General features: G+C 64.1%; 4 protein-coding genes and 1 pseudogene. All 5 read left to right on the forward strand.

Features of this window, described 5'->3' with window-relative positions; genetic code table 11:
• The first annotated feature begins 52 nt into the window (after positions 1 to 52).
• Entirely contained in the window at positions 53 to 1,492 is a 1,440-nt protein-coding gene (locus EOA23_RS28960; RefSeq protein ID WP_127306662.1) for a pitrilysin family protein, read from the forward strand.
• On the forward strand, positions 1,489 to 2,346 hold the full coding sequence (locus EOA23_RS28965) for a patatin-like phospholipase family protein (protein WP_127306663.1): 858 nt from the start codon (positions 1,489 to 1,491) through the stop codon (positions 2,344 to 2,346). The genes EOA23_RS28960 and EOA23_RS28965 overlap by 4 nt, the downstream gene beginning before the upstream one ends.
• Before the next feature lie 560 nt (positions 2,347 to 2,906).
• Entirely contained in the window at positions 2,907 to 4,949 is a 2,043-nt protein-coding gene (locus EOA23_RS28970) for a type I secretion system permease/ATPase (protein ID WP_245474376.1), read from the forward strand.
• A gap of 1 nt (position 4,950) precedes the next feature.
• Positions 4,951 to 6,251: pseudogene (locus EOA23_RS28975) on the forward strand (HlyD family type I secretion periplasmic adaptor subunit).
• 73 nt (positions 6,252 to 6,324) lie between these two features.
• On the forward strand, positions 6,325 to 7,846 hold a 1,522-nt coding region (locus tag EOA23_RS28980; RefSeq protein WP_210212505.1), incomplete at its 3' end, for a hypothetical protein.

The following is a 7,846-nucleotide window of genomic DNA, read 5'->3' on the forward strand; positions in this document are numbered from 1 at the left end:
GGGCGAGACCCGTGGCTCGCCCCCAGGTGGTGGCCGAGCGAAGCTCGGACGGATGAGGGGTGTTCCAGCTTGGCTGGGATGGCGATCTGTCACCCACCCCTCAACCGTCTCGGCGCTGCGCGCCGATCCACCTTCTCCCACAAGGGGAGAAGGAAAAATCTATCGCGCCGTCGCCACGCTTTGCTTTGCCCTGTTCTTCCTGCTCCTGCCGGCGCTTGCCGCCCGCGCGGAGATGAACATCCAGGAGGTGAAGTCGAAAAAGGGCATCACCGCCTGGCTGGTGGAGGACCATTCGATCCCGCTGATCGCCATCCGCTTCGTCTTCGATGGCGGCAGCGCGCAGGATCCGGCCGGCAAGGAGGGCTTGGTCAACCTGATGACCGGCCTGTTCGACGAAGGCGCCGGCGACCTCGACAGCGACGCCTTCCAGCAGAAGCTCGACGATGCCGGCGCCGAGATGAGTTTTCAGGCTGCGCGCGACGGCACCTACGGCTCGATGCGTATGCTGTCCGAGCAGAAGGACGAGGCTTTTGGCCTGCTGAAACTGGCGGTGAACAGCCCGCGTTTCGACCAGGCGCCGATCGACCGTATCCGCGCCCAGGTGCTCTCCGGCATCCTCGCCAATGAGCGCGATCCGAACACGGTGGCGCAGCAGCGCTGGCTGCGCGCCATTTACGGCGAGCATCCCTATTCGCGTTCCGACCAGGGGACGAAGGGCAGCCTGACCACCATCACCGCGGATGACATCAGGGCCTTCCACAAGGCCAATTTCGCCCGCGGCGGGCTGCATGTGGCGGTGGTCGGCGATATCGACGCCGCGACACTGGGCAACAAGCTGGACGACGTCTTCGGCGATCTGCCCGAAAAGCAGGCGCTGGCTCCGGTGTCGGATGTCACGCCAAAGCTGGGGCAGCAACTCGAGGTGAACTACGACTTGCCGCAGACCTCGCTGCAGCTCGCCTGGCCGGGCGTGAAACGCAGCGATCCAGATTTCTTTGCCACCGTCCTGATGAACGAGATCCTGGGCGGCTCGACCTTCACCTCCCGGCTCTTTTCGGAGGTGCGCGAGAAGCGCGGCCTTGCCTATGGCGTCAGTTCCGATCTGGTCGACAACGAGCACTCCCACGCGCTGCTGGTGACGACGGCGACGCGCTCCGACCGCGCCGCCGAAACGCTTTCGATCGTGCGCCAGGTGGTGAAGGATATGGCCGAGAACGGCCCCACCGAGGAAGAGCTCGCGGCGATCAAGAAATACATGATCGGCGCTTACGCCATCAACAATCTGGATTCCTCCGCCTCCATTGCCGCGACGCTGGTCGAGCTGCAGGTCGACAATCTCGGCATCGACTATATGAAGCGCCGCGCCGCGCTCATCAACGCGGTGACGCTGGCCGACGTCAAGGCGGCGGCGAAGAAGCTTCTGTCGGCCGATCCCGCCGTGATGGTCATCGGCCCGCCGCTGGTTCAGGTGGCGGGAGGCGGCAAGGGATGAGCCCGACCTTCGGGGTGGCTTTCGGCGGCGGCGGCGCGCGCGGTCTCGCGCATATCCATATCATCGAGGCTCTCGACGAGCTTGGCATCAAGCCGGTGGCGATCGCCGGCTCGTCGATCGGCTCCATCATGGGAGCCGGCATGGCGTCGGGCATGACGGGCGCCGAGATCCACGGCTATGCCCGATCGATCCTCGGCAGCCGCGCCGAAGTGGCGGCGCGCATGTGGCGCTCGCGGCCGGGCACGATCGCGGAGGCCATGCAGGGCGGCATCCGCGTCGGCCAGTTCAACATCGAGCGCATCCTGAAGGCCTTCCTGCCTGAGCCGATCCCACGGACATTCGACGCGCTGGAGATCCCGCTCAAGGTGACGGCGACCGATTATTTCGGCCACAAGCTGGCGGTGCTCGCCGAGGGTGAATTGCATTCCGCGCTCGCCGCTTCGGCTGCCATCCCGGCGGTGTTCCGTCCGGTGGTGCGCAATGGCTGCCTGCTGATCGACGGCGGCATCTACAATCCCGTTCCTTTCGATCTCCTCGAAAAGGATGCCGACATCATCATCGCGATCGACGTGGTCGGAGCGCCGAGCGATGCCGAGCGCAAGCACCCGACCACGGTCGACCTGATGTACGGCGCCTCGCAATTGATGATGCAGTCGATCATCGCCAACAAGCTGCAGCAGTCGAGGCCCGACATCCTGATCCGCCCGAAAGTCTCGAAGTACCGCGTGCTCGATTTCCTGAAGATCGAGGCGCTGATGGCCGAGACGGCAGAGATCAAGGACGAATTGAAGCGCGCCGTCGAGAAGGCGGTCGCCAGGCATGGCGGCAAGCGCGGGAAGAAGAAGGTTGTCTGAGGGTTCCCCCGGCCGCGTCCCTTCAGGTCCTCGCGATGGCGACCGAAGTCCGACAACCGAAGTCCGATAGGTCGGCGCATAGGTCTTTGGTTGCGCTGGACCTAAGAATAACACGAAGTGTTCTTTATACTGAACAGCCGCCTTTTATGCATGGATTTGAGGCATGTCATAAACACTTCATGGAGTTGCCCGTTGACGCACGCCCCGGTAGAGTTAATAATCTGCTAATAAAGAGTAGCGTGAAAAGCCTCCTGACCGGCAACAAGGAGTTACGGCGCTACTGGGGTAGGAATAGCATTGCGGCATTTTCGCCGCCGTCGCCGTCATCCTTGATCAGTGAGCCGTCGAGAGCCGCCACTCGCCGGCCTGAGCAGTTGGTGCGGCTTGCTCGACGTTATGCGAATCTCCCCTCTACGGAGTAGGCGCTGATCTCAGCGCTCTTGGCACGGGTGTTTGGGCTGCCTTGCGCGCGGCCATCCTGCCAACGGCGGCAACTGACGCGCCCAGGATGTGAAAGGCGTGTCGTGGCTGTGGGGTTCGGTAACGCGTCGCTCAGGTTGATGGGCACAATCTTTCGTTCGGCGCAGGCGAAGGTGCGGCTTGTCGGCCTGATCCTCGTGGCTTGCGTTGCCATGTTTCTCCTCTTCGGCTCCGGCCGGCATGCATCGATAGGCTCGATGCTCGTCGCGGCGGCGATGGCGGCTTTCGGTTGCCTGGCCATGTTCCGCGCCCGCGGCGACGTCGTGCAAGCCGCGGCGCAAAGCGTCGTCGACGCCGCACATTCTCGCACAGGGACACGCAGCAAACCTTCGACGAGAGCGACCGGCCGTCGGCCCGCCGGCTCCGCTCGTTCGGAACTCGCTGCCGCACTTGCCAGCTGCCGGTCCGCCTTCGTCTCCGTTGGCCTGTTCAGCGGCATGCTCAACGTGCTGATGCTGGCGGGCTCGCTCTACATGCTCGAGGTCTATGACCGCGTGCTGCCGAGCCGCAGCCTGCCGACCCTCGTCGGCATTTCGATCCTGCTCGTCATCCTCTATTGCGGGCAGGCCTTTCTCGATTTCGTGCGCGCGCGGGTTCTGGTGCGGATCGGCGGCGCCCTCGACGAAGCTCTTGGTCATCGTGTCTATACCTCGATGCTGAGATTGCCGCTGAAGGCAGGGCGCCAGGGCGACAGCCTGCAGCCGATGCGCGATCTCGACAGCGTGCGCGGCTTCCTGTCCGGCATGGGCCCGACGGCGCTGTTCGACCTGCCATGGATGCCGATCTATCTGGTCATCATCTTCATGTTCCACTGGGTGCTTGGCGTGACGGCGCTGCTCGGGGCGGCCGTGCTGGTCGTGCTGACCCTGCTTGCCGAGCGGCTGACCCGGCAACCGGTATCGGCCGCCACCTCGAGCGGGAATCGCCGCGGCGGGCTGATCACGGCGGGTACTCGCAATGCTGAAGTGGTCGCCGCCATGGGCATGGCTGGCGGGCTGGCGTCGCGCTGGCGAGATGCCAACCTCGAATTCATTGCCGACCAGCGCAAGGTGAGCGACGTTGCCGGCAGCTTCGGTTCGGTATCGAAAGTGCTGCGCATGCTGCTGCAGTCGTCGATGCTCGGCATCGGCGCCTGGCTGGTTATCGAGGAGCAGGCGACGGCGGGCGTCATCATCGCCGCTTCTATCCTCAGCGGCCGCGCGCTCGCGCCAGTCGATCTTGCGATTGCCAACTGGAAAGGTTTCGTGAGCGCCCGCCAGGGCTGGCAACGGTTGGCCAAAGTGCTGGCGGCCATGCCCGCCGAGACCGAGCCGCTGCAGCTGCCGGCGCCGAACGCCAACGTGACAATGCAGAATGCGATGATCGCGGCTCCGGGGGTGCAGCGGCTGCTGGTCCAGGACGCCAGCTTCGCCATGGAGGCCGGCCATGGGCTCGGCATCATCGGCCCGAGCGGCTCGGGAAAGTCCACCCTGGTGAGGGCTCTCGTTGGGGCCTGGCAGCCTGTCGGCGGCCGCGTCAAGCTTGACGGCGCCGATCTCGACCAGTGGTCGTCACAAGAGCGCGGCCGCCATATCGGCTACCTGCCGCAGGACGTGGAGCTGTTTGCCGGCACCGTCGCCGAAAACATCTCCCGCTTCGAACCGGAAACCGACGCTGACGCGATCATCGCCGCGGCCAAGGCGGCCGGCGCGCATGACTTGATCGTCAGCTTCCGCCAGGGCTACGAGACCGAGATCGGCGAGCATGGAGAAGCGCTTTCGGCCGGCCAGCGCCAGCGCATCGCGCTCGCCCGCGCGCTGTATCGCGATCCGTTCCTCGTCGTGCTCGACGAACCGAACTCCAACCTGGACATGGATGGCGAGCAGGCATTGATCCGGGCCATGCTCGGCGTTCGCGAGCGCGGCGGCGTGGTGGTGATTGTCGCCCATCGTCCGAACGTGCTGGCCGCCGTCGATTTCATCATGGCGATGAACCAGGGGCGCGTGCACGAATTCGGACCGAAGGACGAGGTTTTCGCCAAGATGTTCCCGATGCTGCGGCCGGTCCCTTCAGGGAACCAGCCGCCGAAGGCGGCGGAAGGCCCCCGCATGGCTGCCGCAAACGGAACCGGGGGAGGGAACTGACATGGCAGTGTCGAGCGCCTCGCACGCGTCGATCCGCTTCCACACGAGGCTTGGGCTTGGAGCCGTGCTGCTGCTTGCCGGAGGCGTCGGTGGCTGGGCTTCGGTCACAGAGATCGCCGGCGCGGTGATCGCCCCCGGCACGCTCGTCGTCGATTCCCACGTCAAGAACGTGCAGCATGCGATCGGTGGCATCGTTGCCGAGATCGATGCCCACGACGGCGACAAGGTGAAAGCCGGCGACCTTCTGCTGCGTCTCGACCGCACCGTGCCGGCCGCCAATCTCGCGGTGGTGAGCAGGCGCTCGACCAGCTCACGGCGCGCAAGGCCCGGCTCGATGCGGAGCGCCAGGGGAGCGATTCCATCGTTTTTCCGCGTGAGCTTCTGGACCGCGTCGCCGATCCTGACGTCGCCGAGGCTGTGGCCGGCGAAAAGCAGCACTTCGAGACCCGGCGCACCTCCCGTGCCGGGCAGAAGAGCCAGCTTGGGGAACGCATCGCCCAGCTCGAGAAGGAGATCGCCGGAGACGTGGCGCAGGCCGATGCCAAGGGCAAGGAGATCAAGCTGGAGCAAAAGGAGCTCGCTTCGGTGCGCGCGCTTTGGGCCAAGAAGCTCATCTCCATCGATCGCCTGACGCAGACCGAGCGCGAAGCCACCCGCCTCGACGGCGAGCGCGGCCAGCTCATCGCCGCCCAGGCGCAGGCCGAGGGGAAGATCGCCGAGATCAAGCTGCAGATCATCCAGATCGATCTCGACCTCAGCACCGAAGTGAACAAGGACCTGCGCGATGTCGACGGCCAGATGAGCGAGCTTCTGGAACGCAAGGTCGCCGCCGAGGACCAGCTGAAGCGGGTCGACATCCGCGCGCCGCAGGACGGGGTCGTGCAGCAGTCGATCGCCTATACGGTCGGCGGCGTGGTGAAGCCGGGCGAGACGATCATGCAGGTCGTGCCCGACAATGACAGCCTTGCGGTGGAAGCCAGGATCGCGCCCAGCGACATCGACAAGCTATGGGCCGGCCAGTCGGCCTCGCTGCGCTTTTCCGCATTCAACACGCGCACCACGCCGCAGATCGACGGCGTGGTCGAGCGGACCTCGCCCGACATCGCCACCGATCAGCGCACCGGCGCCAGCTACTACACCGTGCGCATCAGGACGACCGCCGCCCAGGTTGCACGCCTCGGCGACGTCAAGCTGGTCCCCGGCATGCCGGTGGAATCCTTCATCAAGACCGAGGACCGTTCGGTGATGTCCTACCTGGTGAAGCCGCTGCAGGACCAGATCACCCGAGCCTTCAGACAGTAAGCCCCGCCTGGAGCGGGAAAATGGAAACAGCAGATACGGAACGCAACCGCAGTCAAATTCAAGGGGAAACGTCATGGCCGACATTACGGACAATCTGACAGGTGATCCGCTCACGGTAACCGATCCCACGACGACCGGAAGCATCGACCCCGTCGCGCCGCCTGCAATCTCGCTTGATCAGGCGGATGCGGATTACGCGCCCGGCGAGACGGTGGGAATCACGACCACCAATGTCTCGGACGGCGGCACGTTCACCTTCGAGGTCGCTCATCTCAGCGCCGGCGCTGATGGCGTCCTCGGCACAGCGGACGATGTGCTCTCATATGATCTCACGGGAACCGGCACGCCCTGGACCGTCACCGACGGCGGCGCCGGCGATCTCGACGGCGTCGTCAACGGATCGATCCAGACGTCGTGGTACGTCAATGCCGATGCGGCAAACCAGGCTTTCGTGCTGACGGCCACTGATGATTTTGGCAACACGGCCACAACAACGTTCACGGATGCGCCGCCGCCGCAGACGCCGCCGACGACCTTCGCCTATGTCGACACCCACATCGACATAACCGCCGACAACACGATCGTGGACGCGGCTGGTGCTCGGTTTTCAAGCCGCGACACGGTGATTTTCGACAATCTGGTATCTGGTTCTTCCGGTACCGGCAATTGGTCGGTGTTTGCGCAGATTCAGAATGCCGGCGCGGAGCAGGGCTTCAACAGCCCCGATGGCGTGTTGGATGAAAAGACGTCCAGCCAGCACAATATGGTCATTGCTCTGAACACCCTGATCAAAGTCGATGCCGATGGCACGGTAAACCCGAACGGAGCGTATTACGCATTCCGTCTTGATATGCATCAGACGGGGGCGAATCCATTCCTCTCGCTCGATCAGCTGAAGATCTACCAGTCGGCCGATGGCAGTCTTGGTGCGGGCAGCTTCGCGGCCGGCCCTGACACTGCGGGGACGGACCCCAACTTCCATTTCACTTCTGGGAACACCACTTTAGCTTATAATATGAATGCTGGGGGGACTTATTCGGTCCTGATGGACGCCGAGTATGACAGCGGCAGCGGCGGCGGCGGCGACGTGATTGTTCTGGTGCCGACTGCCAATTTCGATCCAGCGAACGGCAACTTCCTATATTTCTATACCGCCATGGGATTCCAGGGTGGTGACTGGTCTGGCACCGGCACCTTTGAGGAATGGAGCGCGCTGAGCAATCCTGCGACCTTCTCGGTGTCGGGCATCAAATACACCGACGTCACTGGCAACGGCATCACGGCCGACGATACCGGCCTTGGCGGCGTCACCATCTTCATTGACAAGGACAACAGTGGCACCCTGAATGCCGGCGATCTGTCGACGACGACCGCCGCCAATGGCAGCTGGTCCTTTGCTGGCCTGGACTCCACCTATAACGGCAAGAAGGTCTACGAAGTACTGCCGGACGGCTATGTGCAGACCGTCGGAACGGCCGGCTACACGATCGTCGGCACCTCGGGCCACGACCAGACGGATCTCGACTTCGCCAACTTCGAGAAGTTCGACATCTCTGGCACGAAGTACACCGACATCACCGGCAACGGCATCACGG

The organism is Mesorhizobium sp. M2A.F.Ca.ET.042.01.1.1 (assembly GCF_003997405.1).
GTDB lineage: Bacteria > Pseudomonadota > Alphaproteobacteria > Rhizobiales > Rhizobiaceae > Mesorhizobium.

Bases quoted from the DNA above. Each gene is read 5' to 3' on its own strand.
- EOA23_RS28960 (WP_127306662.1), top strand. From the start codon at position 53: ATGAGGGGTGTTCCAGCTTGGCTGGGATGGCGATCTGTCACCCACCCC.
- EOA23_RS28965 (WP_127306663.1), top strand. From the start codon at position 1,489: ATGAGCCCGACCTTCGGGGTGGCTTTCGGCGGCGGCGGCGCGCGCGGT.
- EOA23_RS28970 (WP_245474376.1), top strand. From the start codon at position 2,907: ATGGGCACAATCTTTCGTTCGGCGCAGGCGAAGGTGCGGCTTGTCGGC.